Genomic DNA, 16,948 nt, shown 5'->3' on the forward strand with positions numbered 1-16,948 from the left:
TACCTATTCCGCCACACTCGCACATATCCATCAATTTTAAGAATAAGTCTTCTTAAATTGGACGGGAATTATAATAGCTTGTTCCTTAAGAACTTATTAATTATATACTTATATACGAATATTTTCTAAAATTTATACTCTAAACTATTAATTTGAAGTTTTTCATTTTCAAAGGGATTTATTATAGCTTGAACCTCATCAAACTTATATTTAAATCTAAAACCAATTTTAGAACCCTTTGCAGTTGATTCTAAGATATAAAAAGGCTCAGTATTTACATATAATGCCTTTTTATTTTCCAATTTATTTTTTAGTTTAACAATCACAAATATATGCTTAGGAACTAAAACAAAATAAGCTTCATAATCTTGAACTTTTAATAGTGATATTAATAAATTACTCTTATCACCAAAATTTTGCTTAACTACTTGTTTTGAACTTCTTGCAATACTTTCATTTACTTTATAAGGAATAGCTGTTGTAAAATCCAATAGTGACTGTATTTCGCATAATTCATCATTGTTACAATCTTTAGTCAAATAAGAACTAAGTCTTTTTGTATAATCATCAACTCTTACTTGATTTACATATGTTGTATCCCCTATATCTGTAAATTGATTTTTTACAATAATAAATGAATTTATAATCAAATAGATAATATAAATAATAAATACAAATGAAATAAAAAATGAAAAGTATTTTAAAAACTTATTATCAATTAGCATATTTCACTTAGTGCTTTTTTAAAAACTTCATTTGCACTTTTTGCCTTTACAGCAATACGAACATAACTTTCATCTAAATAATCAAAGTTTGAACAATCTCTTACCATGATTTTATAAGGTTTTAGTTTTTCTTGAAACTCTTTTGCTTTTATATTTTTTAGTTTTACTAATATATAGTTTGCATAACTTTTATAAATAGTTTCAAATAAAGAAGAATCTCTTAAAATATTTTCTAATTCAATTCTAGATTCAATGTTTATTTCTTTTGAGATAATTTTAAACTCTTTATCATCAAGTGCTTCTTGTAAATAACTTGAATCAAAATGTGATAATTTCCACATAGGTTCAAACTCTTTTAAACTAGATATATTCTCTTTATTTGAAACAATAGTCCCTACTCTAATTCCAGCACTTGAATAAAATTTTGTCATTGATTTTAATATATATAATTTATCATAATCTTCTAAGTATTTAATAGCAGACTTTCCATCACAAAAGTCTAAAAAACTCTCATCAATTAAAATAGTACAATCTTTACTAATCCACTTTTTCATCAAACTTTCTAAATCATAAAAATTGCCATCAGGAGTAGAAGGATTTACAAAAATGATAAAACTATTTTCTTTGATTTCTTCTTGCATATTTTCAAATCTATTAATACTATGTATTTTATAATCAAAATTTATTGCTGCTTTTTTGTACTCTAAATATGCAGGTGAATAAATCGTACAATGTTTTAAATCAAGATGTTTAAACAAAGTAAAAATTGCAGAACTTCCACCATTAAAAAGTTCCATTTGATTTATATCTATCTTATAGTTTAAAGCTATTTTTTTATATAAACTATCATATACAGGATAAGATGAAATATCTAAGTTATTAAAATCTATATTTATTTTTGGTTTTATAAAGTTTATATTTGAAGAAAGATCAATAATTTCATTAACTTCACAGCCTAAATCTTTAGCAAATTTTTCTATTTGTCCACCATGTTCAAAAGTTTTCATAGTATTAACATAAGTCCTATATTTAAAAGTAATAATTCTGTATGTTCAAGTGTAAAGCCCAAACAATCACCATTTACAAATCCAAATTTTTTATCTAATATTTTTAGTATAAAATAAAAACTAAGAAGTGATAAAATAAAAAGAACTAAAACATTTGAACCTAAAAGTATTAAAAAAAGTATATAACTTAAGGCAAATAATTTAACTCTTAAAACACCAGCTCCTTGAAAAGCAAGAGATAAAAAGCTATCTTTATTAAATTTAAAAAAGCTAAGTAAATAAATAAAATTCAGTCTTGATAATACACAAACAATAAAAAATAAAGCATACTGCTTTTCATATAAAATATATGTAATTATCCCTATTTTTAAAAGTACAAAACAAAAAGCATAAATTGCTCCAATTGCTCCAATAGTAGGCTCTTTCATAATTTTATATACATCTTTCCCTGAATATGCTGCAAACCATGCATCAACGACATCACAAACAGCCTCAAGGTGTAAAAAACCATATAATGCTAGATATATAATAGAAACAACAAAAGCACTATATAATGGATTAAAGAACTCATTTAACACAAGATTTAATCCTAGAGTAATACTTGCAAGAATTGCTCCTACTAAAGGAAGTAAGGCAAAAGTGTATTTATATGTTTCATTATTTATTTCCATATTCTTTACAAAAACGGGAATCATTGAGAAATATGAAAGTGCAAAATAAAAGGCGTTTAATAGTTGTTTCATTTTAATCTTTTTTCTAATGAATATTTCACTTCATATACCTCATCACAATTTTGGACTAAAAATTGACCAATTAAACCTGAAATATCTACAAATTCACGAGAGTATTTTTCTATTGGAATTACACCATTTCCAATATCATTTAAAACAAAAACAATATTACAATCTATTTTAAATAGCTCTATTAATTGTTTTTTCATTGATTCAAAACCCTCATTCATATTATTTAAAATAAACATTGTCATACAATCTACTAAATAAGTCTCTTTGGCTTTTACAACTTTTAATAAATCTTTTGGCTCTTCTATACTAAAAAACTCATCTTTTCTATCATCAATATGCCTTTTTATTCTTTTTTGCATAGCTTCATCATTATATGAATTATCATAAGTAGCTATATAATATGGTTTTGAGTTTTGTGCTAAGTCCAAAGTTTTTGTACTTGCTCTTGATGTTTTGCCTGATTTTTGACCACCAAAATAAAATATTTTCATTATAATCCTAAAAAGTTTTTAATACCTGTAAATACAATTTGAGCAGACAACGCAGCTAAAAATAATCCAGTGATTTTTGATATTACAAGTAAACCTTGTTTTCCAACTAACTTCTCTATTATAGTTGAAGAATATAACATTAATCCAATTACTAAAACAGCACAAATTAAAGCAAAACTACCAGAAATTAAAGCTGTTTTTGTTTTAAAACTAGCTCCCATAACAAGTAATATACCAATAGTTCCAGGTCCAATAGTAACAGGTATTGCAAGAGGAACAACAGCAAGTTCAGAGATATTTTTATCTTCTACTTTACCACTATCTTTACTTCCTTTGATTAAATCAACAGCTGATAAAAATAGTAATGCTCCTGCACCTATTCTAAAAGCATCAAGTGTTATACCAAATACAGAAAAAATATGTTTACCAAAAAATAGAAGAATTAAACTCATAATAATTACAGAAATAGTAACCTTAATAGCTAAAGCTTTTCTTTCTGAAATTGTTGCTTCTTTTGTAACTGTTAAAAATACAGATAATACAAAAAAAGGTGTCATAATAAAAAACATTTTTAAAAATGTTGAAATAAAAATTTCCATATATCTATCCTAAAAAACTTTCAATTTTTGATGTTAATTCTTTTTTATTAATACCATTAATACTTGCATAACAAAGTGCTGCACCACAACCTACACCCTCTTTTGCTTCACCTTCATCATAAAGCTTTAAAGCAGGATGTGAAGATTCACTAAAGTCAAAATCACTTGCATAAGCATTTATTGGAAAAGACAATTGTTCTAAAAGTGCTTTAATATTTGAGTTCTCATCTTCATTTATCCATTTTGTTGTACATAAAGCAATATTTGAAGAATCAATATTTCCTTGCATACTTTCTAAAATAGAGTTTACAATCAATAAAACGGTAGCCATTTGAGTACCACCTGCAAGTATAACTTTTAGATTCTTTGATGTACTTCCTAATATAAATCCTGCATTAAAAATAAGCATATTATCTGAAACACTTGATAATTTTGTAAAAATATCATCTTCTTTATCTATATTTTCTAATGCTTTATTTATTACCTTATCTTTAATATCATTAGGATTATTTTTATATGAAGATGAGAAATATCCTTCATCTTTATATCCTAAAGCTAAAGCTGTTGCATTTGCTGTTGTTGTACCACTTGGAACTGATTCTGCAAGAATTACATAATCATCTTTTGTTTCATAATTTGTTCCAAACTCTACACCTTTTTGAAAGATTTCCATTGCATTAATATTTGCACCATCATCAATTCTTTTGCTTGGTTTTATATCAAAACTATGAGTTTTAAAATAATTTATTTTTGGTAAGTTTTCTAAACCTAAATCTAAAACTTCTATATTTGAAAATGCATTTAATTCATGTACTGCTCTTGTAATTAAAGCAGGTGTAGGAACACCTTTTGGAGTTTGTGCAATATCATCTAATGAACGAACTTCTTTTGTACATAAAAACTCTGCATCTAATGTAGGTGTTAAATATAATTTGCCAGGAATTCCAGCTTGAGAAATATTTGGGATTTCGCAAGTTTTTGTAACACTTGCACTTAATAAAAATGTAGCTTTTTTTCCTCTTAAAAATTCAAGAAAATCTACACTTCCTAAAATAGTATTAAAGTTCATGTGAACCCTTTTTAATAATTTTTAGGAAGTATAACAAATCTTATATAAAAGGCTTAATTTAAAAATATTTATTTACTATTTCTAGAAAATCTTTAGGATTTTTATAGCCAACTATTTTAGCAGCTTTTATTTCTTGATTATTTGTATCCCAAAAAATTAATGCAGGAGGACCTACTACACCATATTTTTTTTGTAAGGCTATATCCTCATCATTATTAGCAGTTACATCTGCTTTTAATAAAGTAAACCCTTTTAGTTTTTTTATAACAGCAGGGTCTTTAAATGTAATATGTTCAAGCTCTTTACAAGAGATACACCAATCAGCATAAAAGTCTAACATAACTGGTTTAGTTGATGCTTTTATTGCTAAGTCTAACTCATTAATATTTTTAATATATGTAATATTTAACTTATCATCTTGAATTAACGCACCTTTTGAACTAGTAAACTTTTCTAAAGGCAATAAAGGATTTGTAGCCCCACTAATTGCACCTATAAATAAAACTATTCCAAAAAGAAATACAATTACAGTAAATAATTGAGCTAAAATATGCTTATAAATTTTTAAATAAATAGCCGTACCTAAAAGTAAAAATGACCATAAATACATAGCAATAGTTGGATTAATGATTCTCTCTAACATCCAAATAGCAATTGCTAACATTACAATACCAAATATTTTTGATACACTATCCATCCAACCACCTGGTTTTGGCATAAATTTACCTGCTCCTAAACCAATAAGTAATAATGGTATTCCCATTCCCATACTTAATACAAATAATGCAAGTCCACCAAGAACAGCATCACCTGTTTGTCCAATATAAACCAAAGCTCCTGCAAGTGGAGGTGCAACACAAGGTCCTACAATAAGTGCAGATAAGAATCCCATAACTGCAATTCCCAATACTCCTTGTTTTTGTTTTCCTTCTGTTGATTTATTAATTCTATTTTGTAAACTTTGAGGTAATTCAATTTTATAATATCCAAACATTGAAAAAGCAAGTGCTATAAAAATTCCTGCAAATATTGTTAAAACATAAGGATTTTGAAGTGCTACTTGTAAATTAGCTCCAAATATACCTGCTAATACTCCTGCTATTGTATATGCAAAGGCCATTGATAAAACATATACTAATGATAAAAAGAAACCTCTAGTTGCTGTCATTTTATTATGTTGTGAAGCACCTACAATAATTGATGATAAAATAGGGATCATAGGAAAAACACAAGGCGTAAAAGAAAGCAATAATCCAAAACCAAAAAAAGTTGCTAATATAAATAGAGTATTTCCACCCTTTAGCGTATTTGTAATAATATCTGTTTCATTTAATTCACTATCATTTGATACTTGTGCATCTGTAATATTTGTATTTTTTTCTTTTGCATTTGCATCAAGATTTAATTTATAAGATTCTTTCATAGGAGCATAACAAAGCCCGTCTTTTGAACATCCTTGAAATTTAACCTCTAAGTCATAAACTTTTGAATCAACTTTTGATTTTAATAAAGAAAATGGTATTTCAATACTTTGGTCTTCAAAATGCACAATAAATTCTTCATATGGTACAGGAGTTGGAATACTTAAGTCTTCTGTAATATCAATTTTTTGAGGTGTTTTAATTAGAACTTTTAATTTATCAGCATATAAATAAATTCTATCCCCAAGTTTTAAATTAAATATTAGTTTATCATCTAGTTGAATAAACTCTTTTTTAAAAGCATCTTGGGGTTCAAGAAAATCTTTTTGTAACTCTAAAGAGTACGAGTATATTGTAATTAATAATAACAATAAAATCTTTTTCATCAATATTACCTTTTTTAATTTTTTGTATTATATTTAATCTATGTAAAGAACTTGTTAAGTGTTTATAATAAAGGCTTTATTATACTTAAATATGTTAAATTTACTTTTTAAAGAAAGGTATCGAAATGAACCAATTAGTAGATTTACAACCAAGAATTGTTGAAAAAATGATTAATGATAATATTGTAATGATTGATATAAGAAGAGAAGATGAATGGCTAAGAACTGGATTGATTAAAAATGTTCATACTTTAACTTTTTTTGATGAATATGGTAACCATGATATAGAAAATTGGATGAAAGAGTTTAAAAAACTTGTAACAAATACTAATCAAACATTTGTATTAGTTTGTGCTCATGCAAGAAGAACTAGAAGTGTTGGAAATTTTTTAATTGAAGAAGGTTATAAAAACTGTGCTCATTTATTTGGAGGTATGGCTTTGTGGCAACAAGAGTTGCGAGAAGTGAAAGAGTATAAGAAAAAAGAAGACTTATAAAGAAGTCTTCTTAAATAATTTATGAATTCTTTTTAGCTGCACTTGCTTCTTGTAAAATAGCAATTACCTCATCTAAATTTTCATATGGAATATGTGACTTCCATTGAATATCTTGACCATTTAAAGAAATACCAATACTTACGATATCTGAAGTATCTTTTCCATATGGTTCTGTAACATTAGAAATTGAAATCTTACCTTTTTTAGTACCAGCTAACGTTAATGAACCTAATTCTGTAATTGTAGACATTGTCAATCCTTCTATATTAATTTATTATATTTTACAAAGATAAACTTGTGTTTTAGTAAAAAAATAAATAATTTAGTTTATTGTTGCAACTTTTTGACCAAATTTAACATTTTGATTCAGTAATTCTTCAATTTGTACGCTATCATTTTCCCAAATCATTACAACAGTTGAACCCATTTTAAAGTAACCTAAACAATCACCTTTAGAAATTTCAAGATTTTCATATTCATATACTTTTAATTCTTGAGCATTTGTATTTGTTTCAACTCTTGGTTCAAAATCAAATACCATTTGTCCAACATTTAAAGCACCAACAAAAACCATGTAAAATAATTTTCCATTATTTTCACACTCTAAAATAACTCTTTCATTTTGAACAAAAAGATCTAACTCTTTATTTAAGTATTTTAAATTTACAGGATATAACTTACCTGGAACGTGTATTAATTTTTTTAATGTAAAATCACTTGCTGCATGATATCTATGGTAATCTTTTGGTGATAAGTAAAAGTTCATAAATGAACCATTTTTTACTTTATCAAAATTTGAAGAACAATCGTATGTTAATAACTCTTCAACAGAATATTCCATTCCTTTGATTTGTAAAGCAGTATCATCTTTAACAGCACCACACTCTGTGATTAAACTATCAGTAGGTGAAATTACTACATTTTCATCAGTATTAATTTCTCTTGCAATTTCTAATTCTCTTGTAAATAAAAGATTTAATGACTTGTAATGTTTAGGGTTTTTAAACTCACTCATATTTAAACCTAAAAATTTAACATATCCATTATTTATTATTGTTTGAATAAATGAAGGGAACTGTGTTTTTGCAAATTTTCCAAAATATTGAGAAATCAAATTTGTTATATGCATTTTTTTCCTTTTTTAAAACTTTCGCATATTTTATCCATATTATCTTCTTAATCTGCTTTAGCAAGTTTTTATTTTTTTTATCATATAAGCTAAATTTAGCTACTCTTCGTTTTATAATTTAAATAAATATAAGGAAATTTAATGTACAAAATCGTTGTTTCAAATCAATGTGCTTGTTTTAAAAAAAGTGATTTAAAAAATAATTTAACATTTACATCAAAAGATGAAGCACTTTTAAAAGCAATTGAAATGAAAGATTTCATGAATAAAAGTTTTTGTAAAAAACATGAATTTGATTTACAAGAAATGTATAATAACTTTGTGATATCTTTTTATACAGATGTAAGAGATACATGCTGTGGAAATGGTTGTTGCTCTTAAGCAACAATCATTTTTTTAAGTTTTAGGAACTAAAATATAGACTTTGCCTTCTTCTTTCATAAGCCCCGCTAACTCTTGTGCTTCTTTTCCAAAACCATAAAAATAATCAATTCTATTTTTACCTTTTATAGCTCCACCTGTATCTGCTGCTATTACTAACTTTTTAATTGATTCTTTTGTTTTAGGATTAGTGGTTTGTATAAAAACAGGACTTCCAAGAGGAATATATTTTCTATCTACTGCAATATTTCTTTTTGATACAAGAGGAACATTTAAACTTCCTGTTGCTCTATTATTTGTTTCTTTAAAAAATACATAACTTTCATTGTAGTTAAATACTTCATTTATTCTATTTGGATTTTCTTTTAAATATTTTTTTATACTTTGTAGTGATATTTTATCTTTAGAAATATACCCATCAGCTACAAGTTTTTTTCCAATAGATGAATATTTTCTTCCATTTTGATTAGAGTATGAAACATTAATAATTTCATCATTTTCAAGCAATACTCTACCTGAACCTTGGACTTGTAAAATAAACAAATCAACAAGACTGTTTGTATAACATATAACTTCTAAATCATCTCGCTTTTTTATCTCTTCTCTTGTATCATAAGGAACATATTTACCATCAACTAGTTTGGCTTTATATTTGTATTTCTTAAAATGCTCATACTCATTCTTATTTTTAATAGTAATTAAATCTTTTGGAGTTTTATATATTGGATATTTATAAGTTTGCGTTTTTACTCTACTACCTTTTAATAATGGCTCATAGTAACCAGTAATTAAAATAGGATTTTCTTTTGGAGGAACTAAACGTTTTACAGTAAAATTATTTGTGAAAAACTCTTCTGCATCATTTGTATATTTAACATTTTCACATACTTCTTTAAATAACTCTTTTTTTGAAGATTTAATACAAGATTTTTTAAATACCTTAAATGCTAAATTTAAATCATCTTCATAAAAACCATTTATATCTTTAAATTTAATATTGTTTGCATTAGCAAAAGAGATAGTGAAAATTAATAAAAATACAATAGAATTTTTCAAAAATAATCCTTTTAGAGTTGATTAATTAACTTTGTGAGTAAACTTCTTTTAATCCACATGATTTACATCTGTATTCTACATCATTTACGCCTGAACATCCACCATTTTTAAGAACTCTTGCACTTATTACTTCTGATTTAAAAGTAGTTTTAGAATTTTCATCATAAAAAGTTTTTGTTTTTGCGCCACAAGTAGGGCATTCACCAGAGTTTAGTTTATCAACACGAGAATGTTTATTTTTAAAATATAAAAGTACTGAGAAGATTACAATTAAAAATGTAATTAGTAAAAATAGTAAGGTTTGCATGAAGCAGAGATTTACTCTACTTCAGCGTCGATAACATCGTCATCGTCTTTTTTAGCTTTTTTATTTGGTTGTTCAGCACCTGCTTGGTCACCACCCTCTTTTTTATACATTGCTTCTGCTAATTTATGAGATTTTTCAGTTAAAGCTTTCACTTTTTCTTCAATTTGCTCTTTAGTAGCATTTTCATCTTTTAATAATTCTTCTAATTCAGCTGCTGCATCAACGATAGCTTTAGTTTCTTCTTCAGATACTGCATCTGGGTTTTCTTCTAATGTTTTTTTAGTTGAATGTAATAAAGCATCAGCTTGGTTTCTTACTTCAATTACTTCTTTTTTCTTAGCATCAACTTCTTTATTAGCTTCAGCTTCATTTACCATTTTTTCAATTTCTTCATCAGATAATCCAGATGAACCAGAAATAGTAATTTTATTTTCTTTACCAGTACCTTTATCTTTAGCAGATACATTTAAAACACCATTTGCATCAATATCAAATGTTACTTCAATTTGAGGAACACCTCTTGGAGCAGCAGGAATATCAGATAATTCAAACATACCTAAAGATTTATTATCTTTAGCAAACTCTCTTTCACCTTGACCTACGTGAATAGAAACAGCTGGTTGGTTATCTTCAGCAGTTGAGAATGTTTGAGATTTTTTAACAGGAATTGTTGTACCTTTTTCAATAAGTTTAGTTAATACTCCACCTAAAGTTTCAATTCCTAATGATAAAGGAGTAACGTCTAATAATAATACATCTTTAACATCACCTCTTAATACACCAGCTTGAACAGCAGCACCAGCAGCAACTACTTCATCAGGATTAACACCTTTATTTAAATCTTTACCGAAGAATTCTCTTACAATTTGGTTTGCTTTTGGTAATCTTGTAGATCCCCCAACCATAATAATTTCATCAATTTCATTTTTATCTAAACCAGCATCTTTTAAAGCAACTTTGATATGCTCTAAAGTTTCAGAAATTAAATCTTCAGTCATTGACTCAAATTTAGCTCTTGTTAATGATTTTACTAAGTGAACAGGACCAGCTGAACCCATAGAGATAAATGGTAAGTTAATTTCTGTTGATTCAGCTGAAGATAACTCTTTTTTAGCATTTTCAGCAGCATCTTTTAATCTTTGTAATGCCATTTTGTCATTTTTAACATCAAATCCATTTTCAGATTCAAACTCTTTTGCTAACCAATCAATAATAGCGTTATCAAAATCATCTCCACCTAAGAATGCATTTCCATCAGTTGATAATACTTCAAATGTTCCATCACCAATTTCAAGTGCAGTAACATCAAATGTACCACCACCTAAATCATATACTAGAACTTTTTCTTCACCTTTTTTATCTAAACCGTATGCTAATGAAGCAGCTGTTGGCTCATTGATAATTCTTAATACATTTAAACCAGCAATAGTTCCAGCTTCTTGAGTTGCTTTTCTTTGTGCATCATTGAAGTATGCAGGAACAGTAATAACAGCATCAGTAACAGGAGCACCTAAATACTCTTCAGCATCAGCTTTTAATTTTCCTAGAATTTTAGCACTCACTTCTTGTGGAGTATATACTTTATCACCAATTTGAACAGCTGCTGCACCATTTCTATCAACGATTTTGTATCCTACTTTAGATTGTGCTTCTTTAGCATTTTCTTCATCCATCATTAAACCCATAATTCTTTTTACAGAATAAATTGTTTTTTCTGGATTTGTAATAGCTTGTCTTTTTGCTGGATCACCAACAAGTACATCACCTTTATCAGTGAATGCAACGATTGAAGGAGTAGTGTTTTTACCTTCTTTATTAGGGATAACTTTCGCTTCTCCACCTTCGTAAACTGCCATACAAGAGTTTGTAGTACCTAAGTCAATTCCAATTACTTTGCTCATATTCTTTCCTTATTAATTTTAATTTTCAAATTTAATTTGTTTATATTTTGTTTTATTTATTAGTTTTATGACATTACGGTCAAATAAATCTATTTTTTACAGATTGAAACCATTGCTGGTCTTAATAATCTATCTTTAAATTTATAACCTTTTTGTAATCTTTGTACAATATGACCATCTTCATGATCAGGGCTATCAATTTGCATTACTGCATCGTGGAAGTTTGGATCAAACTCACCCTCTGTTTCGATAATAGAAATATCATGTTTTTCAAAAGCAGTATAGAAGTTTTTAATTGTTAATTCTACACCCTCTTTTAATTTTGAAAGAAGCTCTTCTGCTGGTAATGCAGATGCTGCTTCTTCTGCTGCTAATGCCATCTCTAATGTATCAATTGGAGATAATAAATCTTTTGCAAACTTTTCAGATGCATAATCAATTGCTTGATATTTTTCTTTTTCTAATCTTTTTTTGATATTTTCAAAATCAGCATGAACTCTAAAATATTTATCTTCACTCTCTTTTAATAAAGCTTCTAACTTAGCAATTTTATCTTCTGCTGTTTCTTCTTTTACTTCTTCAACTGTAGTTTCATCCGTAACTTCTTCTGCTGTTATTTCTTCAACTGTTTCTTGTTTTTTTTCTTCGCTCAAGTTTTTCTCCTAAAAAGTTTTTATTTTTTCGTAAAAATATTCATAATCTTTTGGTAATTCACCAATAACTAACATTTTCACATCTTCATTAGCAATTTTGCAGTAATGACAAATTCCAATATAATCATCAGGTAAAAGGTTTTCAAAATATAAACCTTCCTTTAATCCATCAAGAACTTGTCCTTTTAAAAATCTATTTATAGTTAATTCATCAAAATTGTAATTAAGTGCTAAGTTCAAGAACTCTTTATAATTGTAAATTTCAAAATCAGAGTTTTGCAAAGTTTGGTTTATAGATTCATAAACCTCATAAGCTCCAACATCTTTTGATATTTTTACAATATCTTTTAAATCAAGACCTATCATATCTTGTAAAAATCTATATAACGCATCTGAAAATTTAACACTAATAGCAAATGAAGAAAATTCTAAAATCATATATTTAGATTCAACATTTAATATATTGTTTAATACATCAGATTTCTCTTTTTTAATAAATACAGATACTCCAACTATTGAGGCATAATATTGAATTGCTTGTAAATTTAAATTATTAAGTTCAAAATTAAGTTTATTTGTCCAATATTGTTTTAAAGCTTCAGTAGTTGGAGTTCTTCCACTACTTATATGCTCTTGAGCTAAAAATCCTTCATCCCCTAACTTTTTAAAGTAACCTCTAATTGTTGCAGGTGAATATGTAATATCATACATAGATTTTAATTGTGTTGAACCAATAGGTTCTAAATGCTCAATATAAGCTTTGATAATAGACTGTAATAAAAACTCTTTTTTATTAATCATTTTACAATCATTTCCTTTTTTAGCACTCGTTGTCTTGTACTGCTAAAGAATTATAACCTATTGAGTGTATATTTGTCAAGTAGTTTAATATAAAAACCTATAAAAGTATTTTTATCTTTTTTAAATATATTTTATAAATATTAAGTAAATCTATACTTTTTATATGATAAATTGCAATTAATATGCAATTAATATATAATTTATACAACTTATTGCTTTTAAATAAAATATAATATATGATATAATAATTCAGATGCGCTTAGCTTATCTAATTGCATATAATAAAAAAGGAGAAAGAAATGAAAAAAATCGCTACAGCTACGTTAGTAGGTATGTTATCTATTCCAGCATTTTCTGCTGAATTCATTACAATTGGTACAGGTGGAGTTACAGGAACTTACTACCCAACAGGTGGTGCTATTTGTAGACAAGTTAATAAAATGAAAAAAGAGACTAAAATTAGATGTTCTGTTGAATCAACTGGTGGATCTGTTTACAACATTAATACTATTAAAAATGGTGAGTTAGATTTCGGTATTGCACAAAGTGATACAGTTTATCAAGCATCACAAGGTATTGGTAAATTCGAAGATAAAAAAGTTGAGAAATTAAAATCTGTTATGGCTATTTATCCAGAATTATTAGCACTTGTTACAAGAAAAGATGCAAATATTAACTCTATTACTGATGTAAAAGGTAAAAGAATTAACTTAGGAAATCCTGGTTCTGGAAATGAAGCAACTGCAATGACATTGTTTGAAGCAAATGATATTAAAAAATCTGATTTATCTTTTGCTGGTGCATTAAAAGCAGCAGAAATGCCAGATGCATTAAGAGATAACAAAATTGATGGTTATTTCTATATGATTGGTCACCCAAATGCAAATATTAAAGATGCTACAAACTCTGTTGATACAAAAATTGTACCATTAGAAGGAAAAGCAATTGATGGTTTAATTGCAAAATATCCATACTTTGCAAAAGCTCAAATTGCTGAAGGTTTATACAAAGGTGTAACTAGTCCTGTAAATACTTTTGGTGTTAAAGCTGTTTTAATAACAAGTGATGACGTAAGTGAAAAAGCTGTTTATACAGTAGTAAAAGCAATTTTAGAAAATTTCGATTCATTTAAAAAATTACACCCAGCATACAACAATATTACAAAAGAATCATTATTAGATGGTTTATCTGCTCCATTACATGAAGGTGCAAAAAAATATTTCAAAGAAGCTGGATTATTATAATCTCTAAATTTCAAGAGCGAAAGCTCTTGAAATACAATTTCCATACCTCATTTAAATCTATTTAAATGAGGTATGGAAAACAAAAAAATTACTACAAAGGATCTCACTATGCCACTATATGAAGAAAAACCGCATAAAATCAGTGAATTAGAAGATGAACAAGCCATAGAAAGTGAAGCCATAGTAAATGAACTAGAAGGTCAAAGAGTTTTTGGAAGAGAACACTATGAATTCTGGTTAATTTCTACAATTGCTTTAGTATGGTCATTATTTCAATTATATATTGTATTAGAACCAATAAACTCTACAATTACAAGATCAATTCACTTATCTTTTGGTGTTTTATTAGCATTTCTAATTTACCCAATGTTTAAAAAACCTTATTTTTTACAAAAAATTAGATGGTTTGGATATACACTAGCAACAATTGGTGTTTTATGTGTATCGTACATCGCATATTTTTATGAAGAATTATCTCAAAGACCAGGTGATTATACATCACTTGATATTTTTGTAGCATTAATTGCAATATTAATTTTATTAGAAGCAGGACGTCGTGTATTAGGATTTGCATTAAGTATTATTGCTATTATATTTTTAGCATATGATATGTTAGGTCCTTATATGCCTGAACTAATTATCCATAAAGGTGCTAGTTTAAATAAATTAGCTGGACATATGTTCTTAACAACTGAAGGTATTTTTGGTGTTCCACTTGGAGTATCAGCTGGATTTGTATTCTTATTTGTACTTTTTGGTTCATTACTTGATAAAGCAGGTGCTGGTGAATACTTTATTAACTTAGCATTTGCAATGCTTGGTAAATATAGAGGTGGTCCAGCAAAAGCATCAGTTGTAGCATCAGGATTTACTGGAATTATTTCAGGTTCATCAATTGCAAATACTGTTACAACAGGAACATTTACAATTCCATTAATGAAAAAAGCTGGATTTAGGCCTGAACAAGCAGGTGCTGTTGAAGTTGCAGCCTCAACAAACGGTCAATTAATGCCACCAGTTATGGGAGCTGCTGCGTTTATTATTGCAGAATTCTTAGGTATGGCATATACAGATGTAATCGTTGCTGCATTTATTCCAGCATTTGTTTCATATTTTGCTTTATTTTATATTGTTCACTTAGAAGCACTTAAATTAGGTCTTAAGGGAATGAATGATGAAGATTTACCACCAAAATGGAAAACATTTATAACTGGTATTCACTATTTAGTTCCTATATTATTCTTAATGTATACACTAATGGTTTTAAGAGAATCAGCTGCAAGTGCTGCATTTAATGCAATTATGTTATTAATGTTATTAATGGTTGTACAACATCCATTTAGAGCTATTTTAGCAAAAGAAAAACTTACAAGAGATATTTACCTAAGTGGATTTGTTGATATTTTAGCGGGTATGATTTCAGGTGCAAAAAACATGATTCCTATTGCAATTGCAACTGCATTAGCAGGTATTGTAGTTGGTTCTATTACATTAACAGGTTTAGGTCAAGTTTTAGTTGAAGTTATTGAAACAATTTCAGGTGGAAATATTTTCGTTATTCTAATTTTAGCAGCAGTAGTTTCATTAATTCTAGGAATGGGATTACCAACAACTGCAAACTATATTGTAATGGCATCATTAACAGCACCAGTAATACTTATTCTTGCAGCAGATAATGGATACTTAATTCCAGCAATTGCAGCTCACTTATTTGTATTCTATTTTGGTATCTTAGCTGATGATACACCTCCTGTTGGACTTGCAGCATATGCAGCAGCAGGAATAGCAAAAGCAGATCCAATTAAAACAGGTATCCAAGGATTTAAATATGATATTAGAACAGCAATTTTACCTTTTATGTTCTTCTTTAATCCAGAATTACTTTTAATATCAGGTGTAGATGCTTTAAATCCAGCAGATCCAAAAGGATGGATTTGGATTACAAATCCATTAGAAATTCTAGTAATATTTACAACTGCATTTATAGGTATGATTGCATTTGCATGTTTTACGCAAGGTTACTTTATTGCTAAAACAAAAATTATTGAAAGATTTATGTTCTTACCAATTTTACCTTTTATGTTTTTACCAAAAATCATGGAAGCACAGTTAAATTTACCAAGTCATTATCTTTCATACTTAATAGGTATTGCAATCTTTGCAGTATTATATTTTGTTCAAAAACCAAGAATGGAAAAAAACTAAAAAAGAATAAGAGAAAATCTCTTATTCTTTTTTAACTATCTAATATTTAAACTATTTTTTATCTCCAATACACACTAATAAAAACAATCTAAATTAAGCATTTAAATCAAGTAAATTATAAAGCTATATATTAAATAGAAAGCTCTAAATTACAAATCGTAAGAAAAATCTATAAGCTACAATAAATAAAGCCATTAGAGTAATGTATAAGCTAATAAAGTAAATGAATAAACAAGGAAATCATTGTTAAGTGCAAAATAAAATACACAAGCTAATAAGACCTATAAAACGATAAAACCAAATAGGCAATAAAGGTATAAGTAAATAACAAAG

The 16,948-nt window shown here is 27.3% G+C and carries 18 protein-coding genes; 4 read left to right on the top strand and 14 right to left on the bottom strand.

Annotation, left to right across the window (positions count from 1 at the left end; all coding sequences use genetic code 11):
- Positions 1-125: 125 nt before the first annotated feature.
- Genes ACERKK_RS04810 through dsbD form a run of 7 tightly spaced genes read right to left on the bottom strand, consistent with a single transcriptional unit; the run spans position 126 to position 6,441 of the window.
- Positions 126-725 carry a hypothetical protein gene (locus ACERKK_RS04810; protein WP_373771944.1) on the bottom strand — a complete coding sequence of 200 codons (600 nt, stop codon included), beginning with the start codon at positions 723-725 and terminating at the stop codon, positions 126-128.
- Entirely contained in the window at positions 719-1,732 is a 1,014-nt protein-coding gene (locus tag ACERKK_RS04815) for an aminotransferase class I/II-fold pyridoxal phosphate-dependent enzyme (protein WP_373771945.1), read from the bottom strand. The genes ACERKK_RS04810 and ACERKK_RS04815 overlap by 7 nt, the downstream gene beginning before the upstream one ends.
- Positions 1,729-2,475 carry an adenosylcobinamide-GDP ribazoletransferase gene (locus ACERKK_RS04820; protein ID WP_373771946.1) on the bottom strand — a complete coding sequence of 249 codons (747 nt, stop codon included), beginning with the start codon at positions 2,473-2,475 and terminating at the stop codon, positions 1,729-1,731. Before ACERKK_RS04820 ends, ACERKK_RS04815 begins: the two co-directional genes overlap by 4 nt.
- A complete protein-coding gene (locus tag ACERKK_RS04825) occupies positions 2,472-2,966 on the bottom strand; it encodes a bifunctional adenosylcobinamide kinase/adenosylcobinamide-phosphate guanylyltransferase (protein WP_373771947.1) in 495 nt (164 codons plus the stop codon). Before ACERKK_RS04825 ends, ACERKK_RS04820 begins: the two co-directional genes overlap by 4 nt.
- Positions 2,966-3,565 (bottom strand): MarC family protein, encoded by a 600-nt coding sequence (locus ACERKK_RS04830; RefSeq protein WP_373771948.1) that lies wholly within the window; start codon positions 3,563-3,565, stop codon positions 2,966-2,968. The genes ACERKK_RS04825 and ACERKK_RS04830 overlap by 1 nt, the downstream gene beginning before the upstream one ends.
- Before the next feature lie 4 nt (positions 3,566-3,569).
- Complete coding sequence (cobT, locus tag ACERKK_RS04835) at positions 3,570-4,634, bottom strand: nicotinate mononucleotide-dependent phosphoribosyltransferase CobT (RefSeq protein ID WP_373771949.1); 1,065 nt, start codon at positions 4,632-4,634, stop codon at positions 3,570-3,572.
- A gap of 58 nt (positions 4,635-4,692) precedes the next feature.
- Entirely contained in the window at positions 4,693-6,441 is a 1,749-nt protein-coding gene (gene dsbD, locus ACERKK_RS04840; RefSeq protein ID WP_373771950.1) for a protein-disulfide reductase DsbD, read from the bottom strand.
- A gap of 125 nt (positions 6,442-6,566) precedes the next feature.
- Here dsbD and ACERKK_RS04845 point away from each other — a divergent pair, with 125 nt between their 5' ends.
- Entirely contained in the window at positions 6,567-6,938 is a 372-nt protein-coding gene (locus ACERKK_RS04845) for a rhodanese-like domain-containing protein (RefSeq protein ID WP_373771951.1), read from the top strand.
- A 19-nt stretch (positions 6,939-6,957) separates the two neighbouring features.
- Here the strand turns inward: ACERKK_RS04845 and ACERKK_RS04850 are convergent, their stop codons facing one another.
- Both ACERKK_RS04850 and ACERKK_RS04855 read right to left on the bottom strand, forming a co-directional pair.
- Positions 6,958-7,188, bottom strand: a complete 231-nt coding sequence (locus ACERKK_RS04850; protein ID WP_373771952.1) for a hypothetical protein — start codon at positions 7,186-7,188, stop codon at positions 6,958-6,960.
- 72 nt (positions 7,189-7,260) lie between these two features.
- Positions 7,261-8,067 (bottom strand): phosphatidylserine decarboxylase, encoded by an 807-nt coding sequence (locus ACERKK_RS04855; protein WP_373771953.1) that lies wholly within the window; start codon positions 8,065-8,067, stop codon positions 7,261-7,263.
- A gap of 141 nt (positions 8,068-8,208) precedes the next feature.
- On the opposite strand from ACERKK_RS04855, the gene ACERKK_RS04860 reads away from it, so the two are divergent.
- Positions 8,209-8,448: a hypothetical protein gene (locus tag ACERKK_RS04860; protein WP_373771954.1), complete on the top strand. Its 240-nt coding sequence runs from the start codon at positions 8,209-8,211 to the stop codon at positions 8,446-8,448.
- Positions 8,449-8,463: 15 nt separating this feature from the next.
- Here the strand turns inward: ACERKK_RS04860 and ACERKK_RS04865 are convergent, their stop codons facing one another.
- The 5 genes from ACERKK_RS04865 to ACERKK_RS04885 form a co-directional block, all read right to left on the bottom strand.
- The gene (locus ACERKK_RS04865; RefSeq protein ID WP_373771955.1) at positions 8,464-9,504 is read right to left on the bottom strand and encodes a murein transglycosylase A; all 1,041 of its coding nucleotides are present in this window, start codon (positions 9,502-9,504) and stop codon (positions 8,464-8,466) included.
- Positions 9,505-9,529: 25 nt separating this feature from the next.
- Positions 9,530-9,811 carry a hypothetical protein gene (locus ACERKK_RS04870; RefSeq protein ID WP_373771956.1) on the bottom strand — a complete coding sequence of 94 codons (282 nt, stop codon included), beginning with the start codon at positions 9,809-9,811 and terminating at the stop codon, positions 9,530-9,532.
- 11 nt (positions 9,812-9,822) lie between these two features.
- Positions 9,823-11,712, bottom strand: coding sequence for a molecular chaperone DnaK (gene dnaK / locus ACERKK_RS04875; RefSeq protein WP_373771957.1), 1,890 nt, complete (start codon positions 11,710-11,712; stop codon positions 9,823-9,825).
- A gap of 89 nt (positions 11,713-11,801) precedes the next feature.
- Positions 11,802-12,365, bottom strand: a complete 564-nt coding sequence (gene grpE, locus ACERKK_RS04880; RefSeq protein ID WP_373771958.1) for a nucleotide exchange factor GrpE — start codon at positions 12,363-12,365, stop codon at positions 11,802-11,804.
- A 9-nt stretch (positions 12,366-12,374) separates the two neighbouring features.
- Complete coding sequence (locus tag ACERKK_RS04885) at positions 12,375-13,166, bottom strand: heat-shock protein (protein WP_373771959.1); 792 nt, start codon at positions 13,164-13,166, stop codon at positions 12,375-12,377.
- A gap of 299 nt (positions 13,167-13,465) precedes the next feature.
- Between ACERKK_RS04885 and ACERKK_RS04890 the strand changes: the two genes are divergently transcribed.
- Entirely contained in the window at positions 13,466-14,410 is a 945-nt protein-coding gene (locus ACERKK_RS04890; protein WP_373771960.1) for a TAXI family TRAP transporter solute-binding subunit, read from the top strand.
- Positions 14,411-14,518: 108 nt separating this feature from the next.
- The gene (locus tag ACERKK_RS04895; RefSeq protein ID WP_373771961.1) at positions 14,519-16,615 is read left to right on the top strand and encodes a TRAP transporter permease; all 2,097 of its coding nucleotides are present in this window, start codon (positions 14,519-14,521) and stop codon (positions 16,613-16,615) included.
- Positions 16,616-16,948 lie beyond the last annotated feature (333 nt).

Origin of the sequence: Poseidonibacter sp. (assembly GCF_041821165.1) — a bacterium.
In the GTDB taxonomy this organism is placed as follows: domain Bacteria; phylum Campylobacterota; class Campylobacteria; order Campylobacterales; family Arcobacteraceae; genus Poseidonibacter.

Bases quoted from the DNA above. Each gene is read 5' to 3' on its own strand.
- ACERKK_RS04820 (WP_373771946.1), bottom strand. From the start codon at position 2,475: ATGAAACAACTATTAAACGCCTTTTATTTTGCACTTTCATATTTCTCA.
- ACERKK_RS04845 (WP_373771951.1), top strand. From the start codon at position 6,567: ATGAACCAATTAGTAGATTTACAACCAAGAATTGTTGAAAAAATGATT.
- ACERKK_RS04810 (WP_373771944.1), bottom strand. From the start codon at position 725: ATGCTAATTGATAATAAGTTTTTAAAATACTTTTCATTTTTTATTTCA.
- ACERKK_RS04890 (WP_373771960.1), top strand. From the start codon at position 13,466: ATGAAAAAAATCGCTACAGCTACGTTAGTAGGTATGTTATCTATTCCA.
- ACERKK_RS04885 (WP_373771959.1), bottom strand. From the start codon at position 13,166: ATGATTAATAAAAAAGAGTTTTTATTACAGTCTATTATCAAAGCTTAT.
- ACERKK_RS04825 (WP_373771947.1), bottom strand. From the start codon at position 2,966: ATGAAAATATTTTATTTTGGTGGTCAAAAATCAGGCAAAACATCAAGA.
- ACERKK_RS04830 (WP_373771948.1), bottom strand. From the start codon at position 3,565: ATGGAAATTTTTATTTCAACATTTTTAAAAATGTTTTTTATTATGACA.
- cobT (WP_373771949.1), bottom strand. From the start codon at position 4,634: ATGAACTTTAATACTATTTTAGGAAGTGTAGATTTTCTTGAATTTTTA.
- dnaK (WP_373771957.1), bottom strand. From the start codon at position 11,712: ATGAGCAAAGTAATTGGAATTGACTTAGGTACTACAAACTCTTGTATG.
- ACERKK_RS04815 (WP_373771945.1), bottom strand. From the start codon at position 1,732: ATGAAAACTTTTGAACATGGTGGACAAATAGAAAAATTTGCTAAAGAT.
- dsbD (WP_373771950.1), bottom strand. From the start codon at position 6,441: ATGAAAAAGATTTTATTGTTATTATTAATTACAATATACTCGTACTCT.
- ACERKK_RS04870 (WP_373771956.1), bottom strand. From the start codon at position 9,811: ATGCAAACCTTACTATTTTTACTAATTACATTTTTAATTGTAATCTTC.
- ACERKK_RS04855 (WP_373771953.1), bottom strand. From the start codon at position 8,067: ATGCATATAACAAATTTGATTTCTCAATATTTTGGAAAATTTGCAAAA.
- ACERKK_RS04895 (WP_373771961.1), top strand. From the start codon at position 14,519: ATGCCACTATATGAAGAAAAACCGCATAAAATCAGTGAATTAGAAGAT.
- ACERKK_RS04850 (WP_373771952.1), bottom strand. From the start codon at position 7,188: ATGTCTACAATTACAGAATTAGGTTCATTAACGTTAGCTGGTACTAAA.
- ACERKK_RS04860 (WP_373771954.1), top strand. From the start codon at position 8,209: ATGTACAAAATCGTTGTTTCAAATCAATGTGCTTGTTTTAAAAAAAGT.